The organism is Yoonia sp., from assembly GCF_036770585.1.
In the GTDB taxonomy this organism is placed as follows: Bacteria; Pseudomonadota; Alphaproteobacteria; order Rhodobacterales; family Rhodobacteraceae; genus Yoonia.
Window position 1 is genome coordinate 38,561 of the sequence record NZ_DAIPIW010000003.1, and the last position, 19,816, is coordinate 58,376.

Consider the following 19,816-nt stretch of genomic DNA (forward strand, 5'->3'; position numbering starts at 1 on the left):
CAGACAACAGCATGTGATACCGCGCTAAGCGATATCAGGCGATGTGATAGGCGATAGCTTGCCCCACAGGGCGGAGGGCAGCGGATGACCGCCGCGGCTTCCGTCCGTCCGTCCGTCAGGAAGGCGCTTAGCGGACCCAGACCTCGACGCGCGTGGCCTCGTCACCGGCTGCCTGCCCGTCGATACAGGTTGCAGGCGCGATATCACCAAATCCGACGCTGGACAGGCGAAGACCCGCATCCGCGACCAGACCTGCCGCGACACCCTCGAACGCCGCCTGCATGTCCGAGGCTGCCTGCGCCGAGGCCGCAAGTGCCGCCTGCGGGCCCGCATCGCCAGACCCCAGACCGACGAACAGAATTTCACGGTTGGCAAAGCGCGGTTCCGCAAGCGTTTCGATCAGGTGAACCAGCATCGCGCGGTTCCATCCGGCCTCGGGTCCACTGACCGTGCCACCGATAAAGGTCGTCGACAGACGCTGCGCCGGCAAAAGAGCCTCGAACATCGCGGCTGCCGAGGCACGCTGATCCTCGTCCAGCGACGCCGTCATCAGCCCGTTCAGGCGCATGTTCTTGACCGCAGTGTCCTGCACCACGGCGCTATCGTCGATCAGTCCGACCGACTGGCCACCGCCGGCGGCTGCCGCGTCAAACAGATCCACAAGATCCGGGCTTGGTGCGACGTTGTGGCGTGCCATCACCGGACGCAAGAGCGGATAGTCGCCCGAGGCGATGGTGAAAGGCGTGGGCGCAACAGCCACCCCGCACGTACCGATCACCGGGACCGTCAGTTCTGGGATGGCGCTTGCAGTGCTGACAACGGAGACGCTGCCCGGGAACTGATTGACCGAAGCGGCGATGCTGGTCTCGTCGCCCATGACCAGAACCGCATTCGAAACCTCTCGGCCCGCCGGTGCCATCAGGATGGAAGACAGATCACGCGACAGCAGGGCATCATCGGGAAGACGCAACGCCAGAACCGACTGATTGGCCCCGCCGATCTGCGACCAGTTGGTCACCTCGCCCGCAAGGATACGGGACAGATCGTCAAGGGAAATGGCGCTAAGGCCCGTGCTGGGCGACAGCTGAACGGCCAGCGCATCGAGCCCCAGCATCTGGTACGTCAGACCTTCCGTGCTGGACGCCCAGCCCGAAGGCCCGGTCGCGACCGCATCCGCGACCCCTGCAAGCGAGACAGTGCGCACCACCACATCGGCGGAACCCAGATCGTCGGTCACGGTCAATGTCGTGCCACCCGAAAGCGAGACGGTGGTGCCCGAAACCTCGGCACCCTCTACCCCCGCCGCAAGCGAGGTATGGATTGCGCTGCCGGCCGAAGAGGCAAAACCGATGGTCAATTCACGGCTTGGTGCAGGCGCGGTGGGGGCCTCGGGAGGGGACGCCACGACCCCCGCCAGCTGATCGGCCGTCAGGCCGAAGTCGTTATTGGCCAAGACGTCAAGGCAGGCTTCGCCATAGCAGATCACTTCACTTGCCGGGACGCTGACCGTACCCACAATTGTTTCGACGCGCAACATGACGCCGTTGAAACCCACGATCTCGCCATCCACGCTGATGAACTCGTCCGGCGAGGTCAGACTGACTTGTTGTGCACTGACCGCAAGGGGGGCCGCACTACACAGAAACGCTGCAATTACTCTTACGTTCATTTCTTTCCGCTCCGACAGGATGTTGTGGTCAACAGAACCATTTTCGAATCAACTAGACCACCGAAAGCTGGCAAAACTTGGATGAATTGCCAAAAAACTTGGTGAACTGTGGACCAAAAGGCAACAATGCCGCACCATGATGTCCAACAAAGCCGATGTCTCGCATCGGATGGCCTGTCGCATGGTCCACAATTCCGCCATATTTCCCGCCTTTGCCGCTGCATCGCAGCATGGCCTCTTCCGCAAGTCCTAGCGCAGGTCCGGACCATCCTCGCGCACGTCGGGCGCGCCGCGTTCAAGCCCGGCAAAATCAAAGAGTTTGGGATCAAGCAGATGCGAGGGGCGCGCATTCATCAGCGCGCGGAACATGACCTGCCGCCGCCCGGGGCTGTTCTTTTCCCAACCGTCCAGAATCTGTTTGACCTGCTGGCGCTGCAGCCCGTCCTGCGATCCGCAAAGATCACACGGGATGATCGGATAGTTCATCGCACGCGCGAATTTTTCGCAATCCGCCTCGGCCACATGGGCCAGCGGACGGTAGACGAAGAGGTCGCCCTCTTCGTTCAGAAGCTTCGGCGGCATCGTTGCCAGCCGACCGCCGTGAAAGAGGTTCATGAAGAAGGTTTCGAGGATATCGTCGCGGTGGTGGCCCAGCACGATCGCCGAACACCCCTCTTCCCGCGCGATCCGGTAGAGGTTCCCCCGCCGCAGCCGCGAGCAAAGCGCGCAAAAGGTCCGCCCTTGGGGCACCTTGTCCATGACGATGGAATAGGTGTCCTGATATTCGATCCGGTGCGGCACGCCCATGCGTTCAAGGAACGCGGGCAGCACCGTCGCCGGAAAGCCCGGCTGGCCCTGATCGAGGTTGCAGGCGATCAATTCGACCGGCAGCAGCCCGCGCCACTTCAATTCATAGAGCGCGGCCAGCAGCGTATAGCTGTCCTTGCCGCCGGAAAGACAAACGAGCCATCGCACCGCAGGCGCGTCTGGATCGCGCGCGTCACGCTGGATCATGCCGTATTGCTCGATCGCCTCGCGGGTATAGCGCACGATCCGCTTGCGAAGTTTCTTGAACTCCGTCGTGGAAGGCGCGCCTTCGAAAAGCGGGTGGATTTCGGTTTCATCAAGCATGGCGCGGATATGCCAGAATGGGACACGCCTGCCTAGAGGCATCCGATCACGCCCGCACCCCGTATCAAGTGCAAAGACCGGAGAAAACTGATGCGCCTGATTCTTGCCGCCACCCTGATGTTGCTTGCCGCCTGCACGGGGAAACCTTCGTTTGATGATCCGGTTCTGTCTGACCGCAAGCTGAACCTTGAAGAATTCTTTGACGGTGAACTGGTCGCCTACGGGCAGTTTCAGGATGTTCTCGGCACCGTCCGCCGCAACTTCGTGGTCGAGATCGCAGGCGACTGGGACGGCGAGCGTCTGCGGCTGGTCGAGGACTTCGTCTATGAGGACGGATCGACCGAGCAGCGCATCTGGACACTTGTGAAGACCGGCGAGGATAGCTGGACCGGCACCGCCCCCGGCGTGATCGGCGAGGCAAAGGGGCTGGAGGACGGCGACCGTTTCAACTGGGTCTACGAGATCGACCTGCCGATCCCCAGCGCGACTGGCGAGACCGAAACGCTGCGCGTGACATTCGACGACTGGATGTGGCTGCTGGCCGATGACCGGTTGCTGAACCTTGCCTATGTCAAACGGTATGGGTTCGATATCGGGGTCGTGACGATCTCTTTCGAGAAACTCTAGTCCGGCACGTTGTCGATCCCCGAGCCGCCCCAGGGGTGGCATCGCATGATCCGGCGGATCGTCAGATAGGTCCCCTTGATCGCGCCATGCTTTTCCAACGCTTCAAGCGAATAGGCCGAGCAGGTCGGCTGATACCGGCACCCGTGGCCGACCCATGGAGACAGGACCACGCGGTAGGCGCGGACGGGCAAGGAAACGATGTAGGCCATGGGCGTCATCCGTGAACCTTTTTCAATGCGCGGCGCAGATCGGCCAGCAGTTGATCGAAAGGTAGGGACGCGGTCGTGTCATTGCGACCCACAAGGACGTAATCCCAACCGTCACGGCCAAGGTCGGGCAGCACCTGACGCGCGATCTCGCGCAGGCGGCGCTTGGCGCGGTTGCGGGCAACGGCGTTGCCCACCTTCCTGGAACAGGTAAAACCGATGCGGATCCCTGCGGCCTCGCCCAGCGCGCGTTTGCGGGCTTGCAGGTTGAAGCCGGGGGCGGCGTAGCGGCGACCATGGCTGGCGCGGACAAAATCCCCGCGCTTGGTCAGCACGCATAAAGAAACCGCCGGAGGGCCGTTTTCTGGCACCACCGGCGGTTCCATGACATGCAACGCTATCGAGGCGCTTACGCGCTCAACTTGGCACGGCCCTTGGCGCGGCGTGCGTTGATGATCTTGCGGCCGTTCTTGGTGGCCATGCGTGCGCGGAATCCGTGGCGATTCTTGCGAACGCGGTTTGATGGCTGGAACGTGCGCTTCATAGCGGGCTCTCCGGGTTGATGGCCAAATCCACGAAGCGGGATTCGAAGCCGACTGACAATTCAGACCCGTCATTTAGAGGCGGGTTGGCCCCATGTCAACGCGCACAAGGCAGAGAAACTGCAACATTTGCCAGATTTCACCGCAACCAAATGTTTCAATCATCACGGCGAAAACACATGAAACTGAAACATCCGCGCCTTGCGCTATCAATGGGCCGTGATGTGGGTATCGCCGCTGGGGGGATCGGTCCATCTATCCCCCGACCGCGTATATACCCTGGACCGAGACATGAGCGATATGACACAACCCCCTGCGAACCCGTTCCTCAAGCGCTTGCCACTGATCGTCATCGCGATCGTCGCGATCCTTGGTGCGTTCTTCCTGCGCGACTATCTGACATTCGAGGCGCTGGCCGAAAACCGCGAGGCGCTGATCGGGTTTCGTGACAACAACTATCTGCTGACCGCTCTGGTGTTCATCGCGGCCTATGTCGTGATCGTCGCCTTCTCGCTGCCGGGCGCAACCATGGCGACCCTGACCGGCGGCTTCCTTTTCGCGACCTTCCCGGGTGCGTTGTTCAACATCCTGGGTGCGACGATCGGCGCAACGGGCATCTTTCTTGCGGCACGCTGGGGCTTCGGCGAGGCGCTGGGAAAGCGGCTTGAAGGCGCGGCCGGGACCGTCAAGAAATTCAAGGACGGTATCGACGAGAACCAGTGGTCGATGCTGTTCCTGATCCGGCTGGTGCCTGCGGTGCCCTTCTTTCTGGCGAACCTCATTCCATCCTTCCTCGAAGTGCCGCTGCACCGCTTCGTCATCTCCACCTTCATCGGCATCATCCCCGGCACGGTTGTCTACACCTCTGTCGGGGCCGGTCTGGGCGAGGTCTTTGCCCGCGGCGAGACACCGAACCTCGGCATCATCTTCGAGCCGCAGATCCTGTTTCCGATCGTCGGACTTTGCGTGCTGGCTGCCCTGCCGATCATCATCAATGCCTTGCGCGGCAAGAAAGGTCTGTAAGCCATGAAACGTATCAAAACGGATATCTGCGTGATCGGTGGCGGCTCGGGCGGACTTTCCGTTGCCGCCGGCGCCGTCCAGATGGGGGCCAAGGTCGTCCTGCTGGAAGGCCACAAGATGGGGGGTGACTGCCTCAACTACGGGTGTGTGCCCTCGAAAGCGCTGATCGCCAGCGCCAAGCAGGCCCATGCGATGAATCACGGCGCGAAATATGGCGTCAGCGATGTCGCGCCAACGGTCGATTATGCAGCCGCCAAGGATCACGTCCACGACGTGATCGCGCAGATCGCCCCTGTCGACAGCGTCGACCGGTTCGAGGGTCTTGGCGTGCAGGTCATTCAGGAATTCGGTCGGTTCATCTCAAAGACCGAGGTGCAGGCCGGTGACACCGTGATCGAGGCCCGCCGTTTCGTCGTGGCCACCGGTTCCGGCCCCTTCGTGCCGCCGATCCCCGGGATCGCGGATGTGCCCTACTACACCAATGAAAACATCTTCGACCTGCGCGAAAGGCCCAAGCACCTGCTGATCATCGGCGGCGGTCCCATCGGGATGGAAATGGCGCAGGCGCATCGGCGTCTGGGCTGCGAGGTGACCGTGATCGAAGGCATGAAAGCCTTTGGCAAGGACGACCCCGAGATGGCGGCGATCGTGCTGGAAAACCTCAAGGCCGAAGGCGTCAACATCATCGAAGAGGCGCAGGCGGAAAAGATCAGCGGCAAGGCGGGCGACGTCACCGTCCACACGCCCAAGGGCGATTTCACCGGCTCGCACCTGCTGGTGGCGGTCGGGCGCAAGGTGAATGTCGAAAAGCTCGATCTGGAAAAGGGCGGCATCGCCTTTGACCGGACCGGCCTGAAGGTCGGCCCCGATCTGCGGTCGGTCACAAACAAGAAGGTCTACGCCGCCGGAGACGTCGCGGGCGGGCTGCAATTCACCCACGTCGCGGGCTATCACGCGGGCGTTCTGATCCGGTCGATCCTCTTCGGTCTGCCCGCAAGGCAGCGCACCGACCATATCCCATGGGCGACCTACACAGACCCCGAACTGGCGCAGGTCGGCCTGACCGAGGCGCAGGCGAAGAAGAAATATGGACCCGCGCTGGAGGTTGTCCGTTTTGACTTCCACCACAACGACCGGCTGATCGCCGAGCGCAAGACCAAGGGCCTGATCAAGGTCATGGTGGTCAAGGGCCGTCCGGTCGGTGCCACCATCGCGGGCCATATGGCGGGCGAGTTGATCGGCATGTGGGCCATGGCCATCGCTAACCGCATGAAGATGTCCGCGATTGCCAATACGGTTCTCCCATACCCCACCGTCAGCGAGGTTAACAAACGGGCGGCGGGTGCCTACTTTAGTCCGAGACTTTTCGACAACCCAAACGTAAAACGGGTTGTGGGCTTCGTGCAGCGGTGGTTGCCGTAGCCCCGGCAACTGAGGGACCATGACCAACTCACTTTCAGGTCGATTTCTGATCCTCACGGTCATTTTCGTGATGCTGGCCGAAGTGTTCATCTTCGTGCCCTCTGTCGCCCGTTTCCGCGAGGATTACCTCTTGGCCCGGCTCGAGCGGGCGCAGATCGCGTCGCTGGCCCTCGAGGCTGACGACATGATCAGCCCCGAGCTCGAGGCAGAGCTTCTGCGCAATGCGGAAATCTACAACGTCGTGCTGCGGCGCGACGAGGTCCGCCAGCTTGCGCTGTCCTCACCGATCCCGTCACCTATCGCCGCGACATACGATTTGCGGGACGCGAGCAGCCTGACCTTGATCACCGATGCGCTGCGGACCCTGTTCCTGACGGAAGACCAGATCGTGCGTGTGATCGGCAACCCGGTCAGGGACGGCGGCCTGCTGATCGAGGTCACGATGGACGAGATGCCACTGCGCAATGCGCTGCTGGCCTATGGCTGGAATATCCTGCTGCTCTCGGCCTTCATTTCCGTGATCACGGCAAGTCTGCTGTTCCTTGCGGTGCAAATCCTGCTGGTGCGCCCGATCAAGGGTGTCGTCACCCATATGCAGGCCTATGCGACAGCGCCCGAGGACGCGCGGAAGATCATCAAGCCCAGCGCCAGCGTCCGCGAATTGCGCGATGCGGAAGAATCGCTGCAAAAGATGCAAACCCAACTGACCAGCGCGCTGAAGCAGAAAGAGCGGCTGGCCCAGCTTGGCGGTGCCGTGGCCAAGGTCAGCCACGATCTGCGCAATATCCTGACATCGGCGCAGCTTTTCACCGACCGCATCGAATCCTCTGACGACCCGCTGGTCAAACGGATGGCCCCGAAGCTGGTGAACGCGATCACGCGGGCTGTGAACCTGTGTGAATCCACGCTCGCCTTCGGGCGTGTCGATGAACCCTCGCCCTCGCTTTCGCGGGTCAACCTGTCCCAGATCGTGAACGAGGTGGTGGATAGTGAACGCCTTGCAGCCGGCGACGACGAGGTGTCCTTCTCCGAGGATATCCCCGCCTCGATGACACTGCGCGCCGATAGCGAGCAGCTTTACCGCGTGATCTTCAACCTTGTGCGCAACGCCCGTCAGGCGATCATGGCGACAGGCAAACCGGGCGAGATTTGCCTGCAGGCGGTCGAGGATGACCAAAGCTGGCAACTGACGATCAGCGACACCGGGCCGGGACTGCCGAAGAAGGCGCAAGAGCATCTGTTCCAGCCGTTTCAGGGGGGTGTCCGCAAGGGCGGTTCGGGGCTGGGGCTGGTGATCGCGGCCGAGCTGATCCGCGGCCACGGTGGGCGGCTGGAACTTTTGCGGACCGACGAGAGCGGCACGGTTTTTGCGATCAGGCTGCCGAAAGACGATATCTCGCTGTGATCGGAACACGGGGGAAAGAATCGGATTTCGCCCTTGCATCACGTGCCAAGCATCGCTAAATCACGCGGCACGCGGATTGGTAGCTCAGTTGGATAGAGTACTTGACTACGAATCAAGGGGTCGGGGGTTCGAATCCTCCCCAGTCCGCCATTAGCCTCCTGATTTCACGGCGCATTGGCATTTCCCCTAAGGATCATTCAGCCCACACAGGCCAATTGGCAAGACGTCGCCGCCCGGTTCACGTCTCCATGTGCAATTCTCGACGCCATCATCCAGCTTGACTTGCGGACACCCGATTGAACCAAGTCTCGTGGCTGGTCCCGACCCTATTGCGCGAGGTGTTCGAAGAGGCGCGCTACGGCTTCGGCGCCGGGATCGACGTGGCCCAGCAGCTGTTCAGGATTGATATAGGTCGCACGGCCTGCCTTGGCGCGGTTGAGGGTGGCGGTGAAATTCGCGCCCTCACGCGCCGCACGTGCCGCAGCGTCCAGACCGAACGGCAGGGCTTCGAGCGCTGGCAACAGGGCATCCACCATCGTCCGGTCACCAAGATTTGCGCCGCCGATCTGTCGCATCCGGTCCAGACCGGCCTGCAAGGCGTCCCGCATCGGCAGACCAGATGACGACGCATCGCCTGCCGCGGCAAAGAGGATCGCCAGCAGCACGCCGGACGACCCGCCCATGGTCTGGCTGAGTTCCAGTCCGATCGCACGGTAAAGCTGTGTATGATCCGCCAAAGGCAAGCGGTCCATCGCACCAATGAGCGCGCGCGCTGCGGTGGCAAGGGTTGATCCCGTGTCTCCATCGCCGGATTTCGCATCGAGAGCGTTCAGATCCGCTTCGGCCGCGATCAGGACGTTGCAGCAGTCGGTCAGGAAGGCCTGCGTCGCCGCATGGGATGATGCAGGGGCGCGTATCGGGGACAGCCCGTCGGGAAGCTGCAGCACCTTTGGCGCCGTCACGGGTTTGCAACCCGGCCAACCCGCCACCGCGACAGGCTGCGTCAGAAGCTCCACGTCACCCTTTGCAAGTTCCATCACCGATACGGAAAAACCATGCATATCGAGCGCCGTCATCATCGCATCTGGCCCGACCATATATTGCACCTGCGACCCAATCTGCGATTTCAGCAGATCGTTGGCCAGAATTGCCATCTCGAGCACGGTACATCCGCCCAGGTTGTTCAAAAGCGCGACATGCGGTGTCGCAGGCATGGTTGCCGCCAGTTTCTCGACTACCTTCACCATCGCATCATGTGCGCCGCCAGCCGCGACCTGTTCCACGCCAGCCTCACCGTGGATACCGAGGCCAAGCTCGGCCATCCCGTCCGGAATTCGGTCCTCTTTCAACGAGCCGGGAACTGTGCAGGTATCGAGGGACATCCCGATACTGCGGCTGCTCTTGATGACGCGTTCTGCCGCGAGAGTGCAGGTCTCGAGATTGGCGCCCTGTTCGGCCAAGGCACCCGCGATCTTGTGCACGAACAGCGTGCCCGCCAGCCCGCGCGCCTGCGGAAGGTCAGGCAAGGCCACATCGTCATCCACAATCACCATGCTGACGTTGTGCCCGAAGGACCGTGCCCTCTCTGCTGCGAGCCCGAAATTCAGCCGGTCACCAGTGTAATTCTTGACGATGAGCAGACAGCCGGCAGGTCCTGTCACGGCCAAGATGCCTGCAAGGACAGCGTCGACCGAAGGCGAGGCAAATACATCCCCGCAGACCGCCGCCGTCAGCATCCCGCGCCCGACGAAACCCGCATGCGCCGGTTCATGGCCAGACCCGCCTCCTGTGACCAACGCGACCTTGGATTTATCCCAGTCCGCGCGCACCACGACGCGGATATGCGGATAGCCATCAAGCCGCGTCAGCAAACCTCCCGATGACGCAATCGTGCCATCGATCGCATCAGTGACCATGGTTTCCTTGGCGTTGATGAATTGTTTCATGGTGCTTTCTCCTCAAGCAACGCGCGCGCCATCGGCGGCAAAGTAGAACGGGTGTTTCGGGCTGATCTTGACGACATCACCAGCTTTCAGGTCGGTATGCGCGTCGGTCACGGTAATCAGGTCGTGGGATTTGAATGTCAAATGCAGACGGGTCTGGTCGCCCAGCCTTTCGACGCGTTGCACGATGCCGTCCTGCCCCTCGCCTTGAACGATCTGTTCGGGCCGCAGACCGATATGCGTGGCCCCCGCTGGCGCTCTGCCGAACACATCCGCAGGCAAGATATTGATGCGCGGCTGGCCAAGGCGGCTGGCGGCATAGATACTGACAGGGTTCTGGTAAATCTCGCGCGGGGTGCCGAACTGGACCAGCCGCCCGTGGTCAAGCACGCCGACATGGGTTGCCATCGTCATTGCCTCGATCTGGTCATGAGTGACGTAAAGCAGGGTCGCGCCGGAATTGGCCTGAATGCTCTTAAGTTCGATCCTGAGGTCGGACCGCAATTTGGCATCCAGCGAACTCAGCGGTTCATCCATGAGATAGACCGACGGATTACGCACCAGCGCCCGCCCAATGGACACGCGCTGCATCTCGCCGCCGGACAGGGCCGTGGCTTTGTTGTCGAGTTTGTGACTGATCTGCAGCATCTCGGCCACCTGACCGACCTTGCGGTCGATCTCGGCCTGTGGGGTGCGCAGGAGTGGGGATTTCAGCGGAAATTCAAGGTTTTGCCTTACCGTCAGATGAGGATAGAGAGAGTATTGCTGGAATACCATCGCCACATCGCGCTGTGCGGGCGTCAGGCCCGTTATGTCGCGCCCGGCCATGGTGATGCGCCCGCAATCGGGCCTGTCCAGCCCCGACACCATGCGCAAGGTGGTCGTCTTGCCAGACCCCGTCGGCCCGAGCAGGACCACGAAGGACCCGTCGGGAATGGTCATCGTCACATCATGCAGCGCCGTTGTCGCGCCAAAAGATTTGGAAACGCCTTGCAAGGCCACTTCAGCCATGGGCCAACACTCCTTCATTCGCGGCTGACCGCAGCGCCTTACCGGTTGTGCCATTAAAGATCGTGACGGTGCGTGGATCAAAGGCGAGACCGATGGTGTCTCCCACAGAAACATGATCCCCGCTGGCAAGACGCGCCTTGATCTGGCCGTTCGCCGTGTCAAAGGTCACAATCTGCGTCGTGCCAAGATATTCCGTTGCCCGCACCCGCCCGCGATAGGGTGCGCTGTCATCAAGCCGCACATGTTCGGGGCGCACACCAAAGGTCAGCGCGCCGGATAGTCCATCACGGCTTTGCGGGACCTGCATGGTAATGCCGTCCAGCACCACAGTATCTGCGCCTGCGCCGATGCCGCCGTTGAAATCGAGAAAGTTCATCGGCGGCGATCCGATGAACTCTGCGACGAATTTCGTTGCGGGCCAGTCGTAGATATCCTGGGGCACGCCGAATTGTTCGACCGATCCGTGGTTCATCACCACGATCTTGTCGCCCATCTGCATCGCCTCCAACTGGTCATGGGTCACATATACGGTTGTTGCCCCCATCCGGTCGTGCAGGGCACGCAATTCCTCGGACATCCGCTCGCGGAATTCCGCGTCCAGCGCACCCAACGGCTCGTCCATCAGGAAGGCCTTGGGTTCGCGTACGATGGCGCGGGCAAGGGCAACGCGTTGCCGGTCTCCACCGGACAACCCACCGACAGAGTTGTCCAGAAGAGCGGTGATGCCAAGGATTTCCGCGATCTCGTGCACTTTCGCTGCCACTTGCGCGCGCTTCATTCCCTGGCTGACCAGTGGATAACTGATGTTCTTGCGGACATTCATGTGCGGATAAAGTGCGAACATCTGGAATACGAAGGCGATGTCGCGCTGACTCGCGGGTTTCTGGCCCACTTCCTGCCCGTCGATATAGACTTCGCCCGATGTCGGAAGTTCGAGGCCCGCCATCATCCGCAACGTCGTCGTCTTTCCGCAGCCGGACGGCCCAAGCAGCATGAAGAATTCGCCATCCTCCACCGTGAATGTCGAGGATTTGACGGCGTTGAACGCCCCGAAGTCCTTGCGCAGATTTGCGATCCTGATCTGTGCCATGATTATTCCGGAAAATGGCTGACGATGATGAACATCACCGTGCCGACAAGAGTGACGGTGAAGGACCACGTATAGAGCACCAGCACAAAAGGCTGCATCAGCATCACAACACCCAGCGCAATCAGGACTGTCGCCAGCATTTCCCAAGCACCACGGCGAAACCGCAGCAGACCGGTAATGAACCCCATCATTTGCGGACAGCTCCGAATGTGATCCCGCGCAGCAGATGTTTGCGCAGCAGGATGGTAAAGACCATGACAGGGATCAGAAAGATCGTGGCTCCTGCCGCGACTGCGGGCCAATCCTTGCCGCTTGTGCCGATAATGGTCGGAATGAAGGGTGGGGCGGTCTGCGCATTCCCTGAAGTCAGCAGCACGGCGAATGCATATTCGTTCCACGCAAAGATCAGACAAAAGATTGCAGTGGATGCGATACCGGTGGCCGCCTGGGGCAGCACGACCTTGTAGAAGGCCTGAAACCGCGTGTAACCGTCGATCAACGCCGCCTCTTCGTATTCGACGGGGATTTCGTCGATGAACCCCTTCAAGAGCCAGACCGACAGCGACAGATTCACCGCCGTATACAGCAGGATCATCCCCAGATGGGTATCGCTGAGCCCCAGATTGCGGAACATCAGAAAGATCGGGATGGCGACCGCAATCGGAGGCATCATCCGCGTTGACAGGATGAAGAACATCAGATCGTCCTTCAGCGGCACGCGGAACCGGCTGAAGGCATAGGCCGCCGCGGTGCCGAGGATCATGCAAAGTGCTGTGGAGCCGAAACCGATGATGACGGAATTCAGAAACCTCTCGCCATAGCGCGACGGGCCGGTGATGACGGTGCCACGGTTGCGCGCGATTTCTTCGTACCAGGTTTGCGGCGGGCCCGCAGCCTCCAGCATTTGCGGGGTGGCGCGGGTGCGGTCGGTGAACAGGTTGACGTAACCTTCCAAAGTGGGCTCGAACACAATGACAGGCGGATAGGCGATGGAATCATTGGGTGACTTGAATCCTGTCGCAATGATCCACAGAAGCGGCACGATCGTGATGATCGCATAGCCGACGACAAGGATGCCGGCCAGCCATTTGGTTCCCATGCGAGGTTCGGTGACGGAAAAGCTCATCTTTGCTTTACCTTGTTCAGGGCTTTGACATAGATCGACGCGAGGCCGAATACGGTGACGAAGAGGATCACGGCATAGGCGGACGAATAGCCCGTGCGCCAACGCTCGAATGCCTCGCGTTTCAGGTCGATCGACGTCAAGGTCGTGGTATTGCCTGGCCCGCCCCCCGTCAGTTGCACGACCAGATCGAACATCTTGAAATTCTCGATCCCGCGAAACAGCACCGCCAGCATCAGAAACGGCAGCGCCATCGGCACGGTGATGGTCCAGAACTGACGCCACTTGCTGGCACGGTCACATTCGGCGGCTTCATAGATGCTGTCGGGGATCGACCGCAGACCGGCCAGACAGATCAGCATCACGAAAGGCGTCCACATCCATGTATCGACGATGATGATGGCCCAGGGGGCCAGATGGACGTCTCCGATCATCGAGAAACTGGCAGGATCCGCGCCGGTGAAGAACGCGACAACGTAATTGAAAAGTCCGATTTGCGGCTGATAGAGAAATGTCCAAAAATTACCGACAACGGCGGGCGACAACATCATCGGGAAGACGATAATCGTCGTCCACAAGTCATTGCCCCTGAATTTCATGTTGATGAGATAGGCCAGCGTAAAGCCGATCAGAACTTGCAGGATGATCGTCCAGATCAGGAAATGCGCTGTCGCCTGCATCGTGTTCCAGATATCCGGGTCCGACAGGATGCGTTCGTAATTGCGTAATCCCACCCATGACATTTCGTTGTTGGGGCGGTTGACACGGTAATCGGTAAAGCTCAGCCGGATCGTCCAGATCAGCGGGAAGATATTGACCGCCAGAAGCAAGAAAATCGTGGGCGCGACAAAGATCCAAGCGATGGTCCGGTCGGAAAGTCCGCGGATACGGCGGGCCACCCCGTCGGGCGTGCTCGCAGCCGCCCTGTCGATGGGGGAATGGGTCATCGGGGTCGTCCTTGGGGCGTTATTGACGGAAAGGCCGCCCCAGCCGGAGGGGGAGAAACAGAACCGGCTGGGGCCATTGCACCGCCCATGACAGGCGGCCTCAGAGGATCAGAGCTTGCCCTCGTCCTCGAAGATTTCGATCCAGTCCGCGACCAGCCCGTCAAGCGCCTCTTGTGCGGTGCCTTGTCCTGCGACGACATAGTTGTGAATGCGGTTCTGCATTGTCAGCAACAGGTCGGCATAGGCAGGTTCGGCCCAGAAATCCTTGACGATCGCCATGCTGTCGAGGAAGGTCTGCGCATAAGGCTGGCTGGTGGCGAAACCGGGGTCTTCGACAACAGCACTCAGTGCGGAATAGCCGCCGAGTTCCCACCACTTCGCCTGAATTTCAGGCTGTGCGAACCACTGGATGTATTCCAATGCCGCATCCTGTTTGGTCGAGTAGGCAACCACCGAGATCCCCTGTCCGCCAAGCTGGGCGAATTGTCCGGCAGGTCCGGCAGGGTTCGGGAAGTAGCCCGACCGGCCGCCGCCCACGTTCTCGTCCGCCTCGACACCCGGCCAGATGAAGGCAAAGTTCATCTGCATCGCCACCTGTCCGGACCGGTAGGCGTCGATGTTTTCGCCCATGTACCAGTTCGAAGATCCGGGGGGTGTGGCGGTATCGTAAAGCTCTTTGTAGAACTCAAGCCCCGCGACGGCGCCTGCCGAGTTCACGAACCCATCCAGATCATAGGGCTGATCGGGGTTTTCATACAGAAAGCCGTAGTTATAGAGCGCGTTGGTGACACCCATCGTGATCCCTTCGGACCCACGTTCGGTGTAGATCGCAGCGCCGTAAACCGTGGTGCCGTCGATATCACGACCCTGGAAGAATTGCGCGATCTCTTTCAGTTCTTCCAGCGTTGCAGGCACATCCAGCGCCCGGCCATAGGTTTCCTGAAACTCGGCCTGTAGCTCGGGGCGCTCGAACCAGTCCTTGCGATAGGTCCAGCCGACAACGTCGCCGAAGGCAGGCAGCGCCCAATAGTTGGGCGTATTCTTGGGCCATTCGGAATACCCCGTCACGGTGGCGGGGATGAAGTCATCCATGCTGATGCCGTTGGCATCGAAAAAGTCATTCAACTTGACATAATGGCCGTTCTCGGCGCCGCCGCCGATCCACTGGCTGTCGCCGATCATCAGATCACACAACTGACCGCCAGAGTTCAGTTCGTTCAACATCCGGTCAGCGAAGCTTGTCCACGGCACGAACTCGAACCGCATGGTGTGGCCGGATTGCGCCTCGAAATCCTTGCTCAGCTCGATCAGCGCATTGGCCGGGTCCCATGCGGCCCAGCACAGCGTCAAGGTTTCAGCTTGGGCTGCGGATGCAAGGCTTGCTACCGCCAGCGCACCGGCCGCCGTTGTCGTCATAAGACTGCGTTTCATTGCTTATCCTCCTCCTCAGGATATGTGACCGGCTCAGCCTCCTCGCTGCATCTGCCGCCTGTCGCAACGTTAATGAGGCACGTGCATCAAAACAAGCATTTTTTGAGACACGTGCATCAAAACCTGTTATCCAAGCGCGAGGAAATTTACGCTGGCCAAGACCGAGGTTGGCAAGTTACTGATAAAAAAACGGAAATGAAGAACGTGTTGGAGCACAAAGCGATGCTGCGCCCGACGACCAAGGACCTTGCAAAGGCTGCCGGGGTCAGTCGTGCGACCGTGGACCGTGTGCTGAACGGGCGCGATGGCGTGCGTCAGGAAACCGTAGATCGCGTCAACAAGGCGATTGAAGAGCTGGGATTCGTTCGGAATCTTCAAGCCGCCAATCTGGCGAAATCGCAAAGTTATCGGTTCATCTTTGCGCTGCCCCGATCTGGGGACCAGTTTCTGGATCAAATCATCCGCCGGATTCAGGAAGCCGAGACCTTGTTTTCCGCCGATCGCATGTGGTTTGACGTGTATCACATCGACGAAAACGACCCCTACAGCATTTCTGCCTATCTCTCATCGCTGTCCAAGACAGATGTCGCAGGCGTAGCGATCATGTCGCCGGAATCACCACAGGTCCGTGACGCAATCATCCGATTGCAGGAACGCGGCGTGGCTGCACTGCCATTCATTTCAAATCAGTCCATGATGGACGCCGACTGGGTCGGGATCGATAACAGGGCCGCCGGGGCAACGGCTGGACTTCTGATGGGGAAATTCGTGGGCAGACGGCGCGGCACCGTCATGGTGATCGCCGAAAGCATGCAGTCGCGCGATAGTCTGGAACGCCGTCTCGGCTTTGATCAGGAGATCGGCGAGAACTTTCCCGCATTATGCACCCTGCCCTCTCTCGAAACCTACGGCAATGCCGACCGCGCCCGGACCATCATCGGTGCCAGCCTGCAATCGCATCCGGACGTCGTGGGAATATACATCGTCGCTTCCGAAGCACGCAGCCCTCTGTCCATCCTCGCTGAAATGGATGTCCCGCGCGACATCGTCAGGATCGCGCACGAGCGCACGCCCTTTACCGAACAGGCCCTGCGTGATGGCACACTTGATGGCGTCATCGCGCAAGATGCAGGTCATCTCGTCCGCAGTGCAATCCGGCGCCTGAAGGGTATCGTTGACCGTCGCATGACGCTTGGATCGCAGGAGCAGATCCGGATCGAGATACAGTTGCGGACGAATATCTGACCAAGCGCGGAAGCCGCATGGACGGCCAGCTCCGATGTCTGCTTCGTATCCGGTGCAGGTCCAGACGATGCACAGCGCTTGCAACACATTTGCGACATGCAGCCGCCCTTCGCGGGGAAATGACCGTGGCGGATCAGACCGACTGCTCTGCCATCCGTTCTGCCTTCTGCCGCCTGACGACCGCCCGTTTTGTCATCAGGGATGCGGTGATCGTGCCGATTGCGACAATCGAGATCAGGATCGTCGAGAGCGCGTTGATCTCGGGGCTGACACCCAGACGGATCGAACTGAAGACCTTGATCGGCAGGGTCGTGGCCGAGGGGCCCGCGACGAAGGATGCGATCACAAGGTCATCCAGCGACAGGGTCAGCGCCAGCAGCCAGCCGGAAATCACCGCAGGCGCGATGATCGGCAGGGTGACAAGGCGGAACGCCTCGAACGGTGTGGCGCCAAGGTCAAGGGCGGCCTCTTCCACCGAGCGGTCGAAACTGACAAGGCGCGAACTGACCACAACCGAGACATAGCACATCGAGAAAGTGGCATGCGCAAGAACGATGGTCAGGATCCCGCGGTCGAGGTTGACCGCGATGAAGAGCAAGAGCAGCGACAGACCGGTGATCACTTCGGGCATGACAAGCGGCGCATACATCATCCCCGAAAACAGCGTCCGTCCATAGAACCTGCCCCCACGGACCAGCACATAGGCCCCCATCGTTCCCAGAATGGTCGCGGCGATGGACGAGAAGAAACCAACCTTCGCGGTCACCCATGCGGCATCCAGAAACGCCTGGTTGCGCAACAACTCGCCATACCAGCGGGTGGAAAAGCCGCTCCAGACCGTCACAAGGCGGTTGTCGTTGAAGCTGTAGACGATCACGACGATCATCGGGATGTAGAGAAACGCAAACCCGAACGCCAGCGACGTGGTGTTGAACCAGGACATCCGTCTCATTTGCCGGCCTCGATCATGCGTTGTTCGTTGCGTTGGTAAAGGACAATCGGGACGATCAGGATCAGCAGAAGGACGACCGCAACGGCGCTGGCGACCGGCCAGTCACGGTTGTTGAAGAACTCTTCATAAAGCACCTTGCCGATCATCAGCGTCTCGGAGCCGCCCAGCAGCGACGGGATCACGAATTCGCCAAGTGCGGGAATGAAGACAAGGAAACACCCTGCGATGATCCCCGCCTTGGACAGCGGCACGGTGATGCGCCAGAAGGCCTCGGTCCGCGAACAGCCCAGATCCTCGGCCGCCTCAAGCAAGGAACCGTCAAGTTTGATCAGCGTCGCATAGATCGGCAGGATCATGAACGGCAGGTAGGTATAGACGATGCCGATGTAGACCGCGATGTTGGTATTGAGGATGGTCAGCGGCGCACTGGTGATCCCGATCCACATCAGGAGCTGGTTCAGCATGCCTTCCTGGCTCAGGATACCGATCAGCGAGTAGACGCGGATCAGAAAGCTGGTCCAGAACGGCAGGATCACCAGCAACATCAGCGTCGGTTGCCATTCCTGCGGCGCGCGCGCCATGCCGTAGGCCATGGGGAAGCCGACAAGCAGGCACATGAAGGTCGAGATCAGGGCGATCTGGAGGCTGGAAAGATAGGCCTTCCAGTAAAGCGCGTCGGTGGTCAGGAAGACGAAATTCTCGAAATCGAACTGGCTGATCATGTCGCGGATGCCCGCCCAGCCTTCGGACAATTCCAGCGTCGGCGTATAGGGCGGGATCGACAGCGCGGTGTCGGACAGTGATATCCTGAAGACGATCAGGAAGGGCACCAGAAACAGGCACGTCAGCCAGAGGTAGGGAACCGAGATCAGCGACAAGCGGCGCAGGTTCATCGCCGCCCCCTACTCTGCCAGAACGACACCGGCGGTGTCGGTCCATGACAGCCAGACCGGATCACCCCATGTAAAGGGCAAGCTCTCGCGGCGGCGCTGGTTGGCGGCCGTGGCCTTGATGATCGTGCCGTCGGGCATCTCGACGTGGTAGGTGGACATGTTGCCAAGATAGGCGATATCCAGCACCTTGCCCTGCACCGCGTTATTACGGTCGGTTGGTTTGTCAGCGGAAATCGCCACTTTCTCGGGGCGGATGACGAAATTGACGCGACCTGCGGCGACGGGGGCGGACGGTGTGCCGATGATCTCGGGCTGACCCTCGGCCCATGCGATCGAGACCTTATCGCCGTGCACCGTGGCATTGCCGACGATGATGTTCACGTCGCCGATGAAATCGGCCACATAGGCGCTGTTCGGCGCCTCGTAGATCTGGGTGGGTGTGTCGACCTGAATAAGCTTGCCGAAGTTCATGACGGCGACGCGCGAGGCGACGGTCATCGCCTCTTCCTGATCATGGGTGACGATCACGAAGGTCGTGCCGGTCTTTTCCTGAATGTCCATCAGTTCGAACTGGGTGTCCTGCCGCAGCTTCTTGTCGAGCGCCGATAGCGGCTCGTCCAGCAGCAGCAGCTTTGGCCCTTTCGCCAAAGCGCGGGCAAGCGCCACGCGCTGGCGCTGGCCACCGGAAATCTGTTCCGGCTTGCGCTGTGCGAAGCGTTCGATCTGCGTCAGGCGCAGCATTTCCTTGACGCGGGCGTCGATCTGGTCGGCGGGCAGCTTGTCGCGCTTCAGACCGAAGGCGATGTTGTCATAGACGGACAGATGCGGGAACAGCGCGTAGGACTGGAACATCATGTTCACGCTGCGCTTGTTCGGCGGAACCGGCGAGATATCCTTGCCATCCAGCAGGATCGTCCCCGACGAAGGCGTCTCGAACCCGCCGAGCATGCGCATCATCGTCGTCTTGCCGCAGCCCGAGGGGCCGAGAAGGGCGAAGAACTCGCGTTCGTAGATATCGATGCTCAGGTCATCGACGGCCGTGAAATCACCGAAATTCTTGGTGACGTTCTGAAACTGGATCAAAGGCTTGGCTTCGGGGTCGTTCCAAGGTGCGAACACGGTTTGCGGCATCGTGATTATCGGCTCCGTCTGGCAC

General features: G+C 60.4%; 20 protein-coding genes and 1 tRNA gene. 6 read left to right on the top strand and 15 right to left on the bottom strand.

The window, feature by feature from the left end:
• Positions 1-127 precede the first annotated feature (127 nt).
• Both V7N12_RS01135 and ttcA read right to left on the bottom strand, forming a co-directional pair.
• A complete protein-coding gene (locus tag V7N12_RS01135; RefSeq protein WP_333712058.1) occupies positions 128-1,669 on the bottom strand; it encodes a PstS family phosphate ABC transporter substrate-binding protein in 1,542 nt (513 codons plus the stop codon).
• Positions 1,670-1,918: 249 nt separating this feature from the next.
• On the bottom strand, positions 1,919-2,800 hold the full coding sequence (gene ttcA, locus V7N12_RS01140) for a tRNA 2-thiocytidine(32) synthetase TtcA (protein WP_333712059.1): 882 nt from the start codon (positions 2,798-2,800) through the stop codon (positions 1,919-1,921).
• Between the two features lie 90 nt (positions 2,801-2,890).
• On the opposite strand from ttcA, the gene V7N12_RS01145 reads away from it, so the two are divergent.
• Complete coding sequence (locus V7N12_RS01145; RefSeq protein WP_333712060.1) at positions 2,891-3,427, top strand: DUF3833 family protein; 537 nt, start codon at positions 2,891-2,893, stop codon at positions 3,425-3,427.
• Here the strand turns inward: V7N12_RS01145 and yidD are convergent.
• The 3 genes from yidD to rpmH are packed head-to-tail and all read right to left on the bottom strand — an operon-like array spanning position 3,424 to position 4,177.
• Complete coding sequence (yidD, locus tag V7N12_RS01150) at positions 3,424-3,645, bottom strand: membrane protein insertion efficiency factor YidD (protein WP_333712061.1); 222 nt, start codon at positions 3,643-3,645, stop codon at positions 3,424-3,426. The genes V7N12_RS01145 and yidD overlap by 4 nt on opposite strands.
• Positions 3,642-4,019, bottom strand: coding sequence for a ribonuclease P protein component (rnpA, locus tag V7N12_RS01155; RefSeq protein WP_333712063.1), 378 nt, complete (start codon positions 4,017-4,019; stop codon positions 3,642-3,644). Before rnpA ends, yidD begins: the two co-directional genes overlap by 4 nt.
• Positions 4,020-4,042: 23 nt before the next feature.
• Positions 4,043-4,177, bottom strand: coding sequence for a 50S ribosomal protein L34 (gene rpmH / locus V7N12_RS01160; RefSeq protein ID WP_333712064.1), 135 nt, complete (start codon positions 4,175-4,177; stop codon positions 4,043-4,045).
• A gap of 289 nt (positions 4,178-4,466) precedes the next feature.
• Here rpmH and V7N12_RS01165 point away from each other — a divergent pair, with 289 nt between their 5' ends.
• The 4 genes from V7N12_RS01165 (at position 4,467) to V7N12_RS01180 (ending at position 8,175) form a co-directional block, all read left to right on the top strand.
• Positions 4,467-5,198 (top strand): TVP38/TMEM64 family protein, encoded by a 732-nt coding sequence (locus V7N12_RS01165; protein WP_333712065.1) that lies wholly within the window; start codon positions 4,467-4,469, stop codon positions 5,196-5,198.
• A gap of 3 nt (positions 5,199-5,201) precedes the next feature.
• Positions 5,202-6,620: a dihydrolipoyl dehydrogenase family protein gene (locus V7N12_RS01170; RefSeq protein ID WP_333712066.1), complete on the top strand. Its 1,419-nt coding sequence runs from the start codon at positions 5,202-5,204 to the stop codon at positions 6,618-6,620.
• A gap of 19 nt (positions 6,621-6,639) precedes the next feature.
• Positions 6,640-8,025 carry a sensor histidine kinase gene (locus tag V7N12_RS01175; protein ID WP_333712067.1) on the top strand — a complete coding sequence of 462 codons (1,386 nt, stop codon included), beginning with the start codon at positions 6,640-6,642 and terminating at the stop codon, positions 8,023-8,025.
• Between the two features lie 73 nt (positions 8,026-8,098).
• Positions 8,099-8,175: transfer RNA gene (locus V7N12_RS01180), tRNA-Arg, on the top strand.
• A 176-nt stretch (positions 8,176-8,351) separates the two neighbouring features.
• On the opposite strand, the gene V7N12_RS01185 is transcribed toward V7N12_RS01180, so the two are convergent.
• The 7 genes from V7N12_RS01185 to V7N12_RS01215 all read right to left on the bottom strand — a co-directional run bounded on the left by V7N12_RS01185 (position 8,352) and on the right by V7N12_RS01215 (position 15,570).
• Complete coding sequence (locus V7N12_RS01185; protein ID WP_333712069.1) at positions 8,352-9,971, bottom strand: dihydroxyacetone kinase subunit DhaK; 1,620 nt, start codon at positions 9,969-9,971, stop codon at positions 8,352-8,354.
• Positions 9,972-9,983: 12 nt separating this feature from the next.
• Complete coding sequence (locus V7N12_RS01190; protein WP_333712070.1) at positions 9,984-10,979, bottom strand: ABC transporter ATP-binding protein; 996 nt, start codon at positions 10,977-10,979, stop codon at positions 9,984-9,986.
• Positions 10,972-12,069 carry an ABC transporter ATP-binding protein gene (locus V7N12_RS01195; RefSeq protein ID WP_333712072.1) on the bottom strand — a complete coding sequence of 366 codons (1,098 nt, stop codon included), beginning with the start codon at positions 12,067-12,069 and terminating at the stop codon, positions 10,972-10,974. The genes V7N12_RS01190 and V7N12_RS01195 overlap by 8 nt, the downstream gene beginning before the upstream one ends.
• A gap of 2 nt (positions 12,070-12,071) precedes the next feature.
• Positions 12,072-12,257 carry a hypothetical protein gene (locus V7N12_RS01200; RefSeq protein ID WP_443089926.1) on the bottom strand — a complete coding sequence of 62 codons (186 nt, stop codon included), beginning with the start codon at positions 12,255-12,257 and terminating at the stop codon, positions 12,072-12,074.
• The gene (locus tag V7N12_RS01205; RefSeq protein WP_333712074.1) at positions 12,257-13,195 is read right to left on the bottom strand and encodes a carbohydrate ABC transporter permease; all 939 of its coding nucleotides are present in this window, start codon (positions 13,193-13,195) and stop codon (positions 12,257-12,259) included. Before V7N12_RS01205 ends, V7N12_RS01200 begins: the two co-directional genes overlap by 1 nt.
• Positions 13,192-14,139, bottom strand: coding sequence for a carbohydrate ABC transporter permease (locus V7N12_RS01210; RefSeq protein WP_333712076.1), 948 nt, complete (start codon positions 14,137-14,139; stop codon positions 13,192-13,194). The genes V7N12_RS01205 and V7N12_RS01210 overlap by 4 nt, the downstream gene beginning before the upstream one ends.
• A gap of 108 nt (positions 14,140-14,247) precedes the next feature.
• On the bottom strand, positions 14,248-15,570 hold the full coding sequence (locus tag V7N12_RS01215; protein WP_333712078.1) for an ABC transporter substrate-binding protein: 1,323 nt from the start codon (positions 15,568-15,570) through the stop codon (positions 14,248-14,250).
• Positions 15,571-15,765: 195 nt separating this feature from the next.
• Here V7N12_RS01215 and V7N12_RS01220 point away from each other — a divergent pair, with 195 nt between their 5' ends.
• A complete protein-coding gene (locus V7N12_RS01220; protein ID WP_443089927.1) occupies positions 15,766-16,815 on the top strand; it encodes a LacI family DNA-binding transcriptional regulator in 1,050 nt (349 codons plus the stop codon).
• Between the two features lie 133 nt (positions 16,816-16,948).
• Here V7N12_RS01220 and V7N12_RS01225 read toward each other — a convergent pair whose 3' ends face one another.
• The 3 genes from V7N12_RS01225 to V7N12_RS01235 are packed head-to-tail and all read right to left on the bottom strand — an operon-like array spanning position 16,949 to position 19,791.
• Entirely contained in the window at positions 16,949-17,767 is an 819-nt protein-coding gene (locus V7N12_RS01225) for an ABC transporter permease (protein ID WP_333712082.1), read from the bottom strand.
• Complete coding sequence (locus V7N12_RS01230; protein WP_333712138.1) at positions 17,764-18,654, bottom strand: ABC transporter permease subunit; 891 nt, start codon at positions 18,652-18,654, stop codon at positions 17,764-17,766. The genes V7N12_RS01225 and V7N12_RS01230 overlap by 4 nt, the downstream gene beginning before the upstream one ends.
• Before the next feature lie 15 nt (positions 18,655-18,669).
• Complete coding sequence (locus V7N12_RS01235) at positions 18,670-19,791, bottom strand: ABC transporter ATP-binding protein (protein WP_333712083.1); 1,122 nt, start codon at positions 19,789-19,791, stop codon at positions 18,670-18,672.
• Positions 19,792-19,816: the final 25 nt, after the last annotated feature.

Coding starts and splice junctions, on each gene's coding strand:
- V7N12_RS01135 (WP_333712058.1), bottom strand. CDS start 1,669: ATGAACGTAAGAGTAATTGCAGCGTTTCTGTGTAGTGCGGCCCCCCTT.
- ttcA (WP_333712059.1), bottom strand. CDS start 2,800: ATGCTTGATGAAACCGAAATCCACCCGCTTTTCGAAGGCGCGCCTTCC.
- V7N12_RS01145 (WP_333712060.1), top strand. CDS start 2,891: ATGCGCCTGATTCTTGCCGCCACCCTGATGTTGCTTGCCGCCTGCACG.
- yidD (WP_333712061.1), bottom strand. CDS start 3,645: ATGACGCCCATGGCCTACATCGTTTCCTTGCCCGTCCGCGCCTACCGC.
- rnpA (WP_333712063.1), bottom strand. CDS start 4,019: ATGGAACCGCCGGTGGTGCCAGAAAACGGCCCTCCGGCGGTTTCTTTA.
- rpmH (WP_333712064.1), bottom strand. CDS start 4,177: ATGAAGCGCACGTTCCAGCCATCAAACCGCGTTCGCAAGAATCGCCAC.
- V7N12_RS01165 (WP_333712065.1), top strand. CDS start 4,467: ATGAGCGATATGACACAACCCCCTGCGAACCCGTTCCTCAAGCGCTTG.
- V7N12_RS01170 (WP_333712066.1), top strand. CDS start 5,202: ATGAAACGTATCAAAACGGATATCTGCGTGATCGGTGGCGGCTCGGGC.
- V7N12_RS01175 (WP_333712067.1), top strand. CDS start 6,640: ATGACCAACTCACTTTCAGGTCGATTTCTGATCCTCACGGTCATTTTC.
- V7N12_RS01185 (WP_333712069.1), bottom strand. CDS start 9,971: ATGAAACAATTCATCAACGCCAAGGAAACCATGGTCACTGATGCGATC.
- V7N12_RS01190 (WP_333712070.1), bottom strand. CDS start 10,979: ATGGCTGAAGTGGCCTTGCAAGGCGTTTCCAAATCTTTTGGCGCGACA.
- V7N12_RS01195 (WP_333712072.1), bottom strand. CDS start 12,069: ATGGCACAGATCAGGATCGCAAATCTGCGCAAGGACTTCGGGGCGTTC.
- V7N12_RS01200 (WP_443089926.1), bottom strand. CDS start 12,257: ATGGGGTTCATTACCGGTCTGCTGCGGTTTCGCCGTGGTGCTTGGGAA.
- V7N12_RS01205 (WP_333712074.1), bottom strand. CDS start 13,195: ATGAGCTTTTCCGTCACCGAACCTCGCATGGGAACCAAATGGCTGGCC.
- V7N12_RS01210 (WP_333712076.1), bottom strand. CDS start 14,139: ATGACCCATTCCCCCATCGACAGGGCGGCTGCGAGCACGCCCGACGGG.
- V7N12_RS01215 (WP_333712078.1), bottom strand. CDS start 15,570: ATGAAACGCAGTCTTATGACGACAACGGCGGCCGGTGCGCTGGCGGTA.
- V7N12_RS01220 (WP_443089927.1), top strand. CDS start 15,766: ATGAAGAACGTGTTGGAGCACAAAGCGATGCTGCGCCCGACGACCAAG.
- V7N12_RS01225 (WP_333712082.1), bottom strand. CDS start 17,767: ATGAGACGGATGTCCTGGTTCAACACCACGTCGCTGGCGTTCGGGTTT.
- V7N12_RS01235 (WP_333712083.1), bottom strand. CDS start 19,791: ATGCCGCAAACCGTGTTCGCACCTTGGAACGACCCCGAAGCCAAGCCT.